The sequence below is a fragment of the Rhizobium sp. P32RR-XVIII genome (genome assembly GCF_012641395.1).
Lineage (GTDB): Bacteria > Pseudomonadota > Alphaproteobacteria > Rhizobiales > Rhizobiaceae > Rhizobium.
Map to the genome: position 1 here is coordinate 1 of NZ_JABAIH010000061.1, position 2,583 is coordinate 2,583.

The following is a 2,583-nucleotide window of genomic DNA, read 5'->3' on the forward strand; positions in this document are numbered from 1 at the left end:
AGCGAAAACCCATCGTGGCTCGCAGCGACGATATCCGCGCTGCATCAGGAAGCCGGATATACGTCAGCAGTTGTGACCAGCAATCCCATCTCGCCAAATCTGTTGCAATCGGGCGGGGTCCATATACGTCCACATGGGGTAATCGCGGGAGCCATACCCCTTCGGAATCGTACATGATCTTGGAAGGCGGCTGTTCCCCGATAAGATGAAGTACGGGCTCTCGACTGGACGCCGGGCCAGCATCAATGGAGAGTATTGGTGCACAGATCCTTCATTGATCTTGGTTTAGGCGATCGGCAACCTCAATAACCATTTTAGCGCCGCCATGCCCTTCAAACACAACACCTCCCGTCGCCATCGCATCGAGAAGATGAAATTCAGGGTGACGAACTGGAAGGAGTATGAGGCTGGACTTCGTCGGCGAGGCAGCCTGACCTTGTGGCTGACACCGGAAGCCCTGTCGACCTGGCAAGCGCCAAAACGCAGGACCCGCGGCGGCCAGCCCCGCTATTCCGATCTGGCGATCGAGACTGCGTTGATGCTGGGCCTGGTATTCGGTCTACGTCTGCGCCAGACAGAAGGGTTGCTCGGATCACTGTTGGCATTGATGGGGCTGGATCTCGCCGTCCCCGATCACACGACGCTGAGCCGTCGGGCACGGACGCGGCAATCGCCCAGAAGACAGTGTAATCGTCAGCTTCCACCGCTCGGGCCGGTTCATGTTCTGGTCGACAGCACCGGCCTTCAAATCTACGGCGCGGGCCGATGGCTGGAGGAGAAGCATGGCACCAGATCCCGTCGCGGATGGAGGAAGCTGCACTTGGCGCTGGATGCCGATAGCGGCGAGATCATCGCCCATGTCATGACCGATCAGGACACGAGTGACGTATCGCAGTTGGAACCGCTGCTCGACCAGATCGATGGTCAGATCGAACAGTTCAGCGCCGATGGCGCCTATGATGGAAAGCCCACCTACGACATCGTAATCAACCACAGCGCTGACGCCGTAATCGTCATTCCGCCGCGTGCCAATGCAGTCGAATCGATCGACGATGGGCGTCTCGGCCAAAGGGACCTGCATATCGCCGCAATCCGCAGAGACGGCCGGATGAAATGGCAGGCTTCTAACGGCTACGGCAAACGCTCGCTGGTCGAGACCGCAATCGGACGGTACAAAGCCATCATCGGTCGGCGCCTGCGGGCCCGCTCGTTTCACGCCCAACAGACAGAAATTGCCATCGCCTGCGCCGTGTTCAACCGCATGCTCGCCTGCGCACGCCCGAAATCCGTCCGCTGCAAAGCGACTACCGCGTAGACAGCTCCATCAAAGACCGGCATCCATTCAAGTCCCGATCCCTGCACCAAAGCCTGATCGCGGCGCACTAGCTCTCGATCTCATAGATCGCCGCGTTGTCCCGGAGCAAAAGTCGGCGGGTGATCAGGCTCCCAATTTTCACTCGGAAGCGCCGAACTACTCTCTGCTTCTCAATTCCAATTTCAAAGGACGTGCTCTATCTGTGCGACACGTGCCGTTTGGGAGCCGGCGGCGGTGGGATAGGCGGCACCCAGGTGAGGATCATGTTGGCAACGCCGGCTGCGACATTGAGGCCGGACGTGCCCTCTGCCGAGACCGGCTGCAGGGCGACTGAGCCCTCGAAGCCACCGATAAGCACGTTGGCCCCGACACCAATGCCGACCGTCGCGTTTGCCGCAACGCCATTGTAGCTGCCCTGCAGGGCGCCGTCGAGCCGGTTGGTCGGCGCGTAGACGAGCCAAATCAGTCCGCCACCGGCGAGAGCGCCGACATCGACGCCGAGTTTGGTGATCGTGCCAGTGTACCGCTCACTCGGCCATCCCTGGGAAGACGGCGTAAAAATGCAGTTGAGCGTCCGCTTCGAGCCGATGATGACGCCGAATCCGGCAGATATGTCACAGCCCAAAGAGCCGACCTTGACGTTGGCTGCCGCCGGCGTCGCTGCTAGGAAGGTAGTGGCCGTTGCGGCGACAACTGCGGCCGCGATAAGTCTTGAGATGGACATGCGAGCCTCCCTTCGATTTACACCCGTGCGCGAAAATCTAGGAGCCTTGTTCTCATCAGCAAGTGGCAGTAGTAAAATCGCGTCGACGTCACGGTTGGCGAGACCAGTGAATCGACGAAGTCGGCTTTGATATTCGGGGATGGAAATCAGGGCGAACCGCGCCAACCGGGATGGGGAATTTGGGTGCTGATGGCGCTTGCCACGCTTGGAGCGATCGCCGGCGTCATCGCAAGTTTGGCGAAGCTGTTCGGATTCGTCGGCTGACGCTCACGGTACGCTACGGAACATTAGCAAAATCTGATCGTTTAACTTTCGGGGTCGTGCGGCAGGCTGAGTATTTTGCCCCTTCCTTGCCCTTGGAAGGCCGCGCGATCCTCGCTCTTCCTGACCTGCCACGGGTAATTTCCTCCAAAATTGATTAGAGTCCGGCCCATTGAAGGACGGACGCATGAAGAAGCAGAGATTTACGGAAGAGCAAATTATTGCGGTGCTGAAGGAGCAGGAGGCTGGCGCGAAGGCGGTGGACCTGTGCCGGAAGCACGGG

3 protein-coding genes are annotated in these 2,583 nt (G+C 59.4%); 2 read left to right on the plus strand and 1 reads right to left on the minus strand.

Features of this window, described 5'->3' with window-relative positions:
• The first annotated feature begins 325 nt into the window (after nucleotides 1-325).
• A complete protein-coding gene (locus HGP14_RS34995; protein ID WP_168834354.1) occupies nucleotides 326-1,315 on the plus strand; it encodes an IS5 family transposase in 990 nt (329 codons plus the stop codon).
• Nucleotides 1,316-1,511: 196 nt separating this feature from the next.
• Here HGP14_RS34995 and HGP14_RS35000 read toward each other — a convergent pair whose 3' ends face one another.
• On the minus strand, nucleotides 1,512-2,039 hold the full coding sequence (locus HGP14_RS35000; RefSeq protein WP_168834355.1) for a DUF992 domain-containing protein: 528 nt from the start codon (nucleotides 2,037-2,039) through the stop codon (nucleotides 1,512-1,514).
• 448 nt (nucleotides 2,040-2,487) lie between these two features.
• On the opposite strand from HGP14_RS35000, the gene HGP14_RS35005 reads away from it, so the two are divergent.
• Nucleotides 2,488-2,583 (plus strand): transposase (locus tag HGP14_RS35005; RefSeq protein WP_168834356.1); only part of this gene is annotated, 96 nt, incomplete at its 3' end.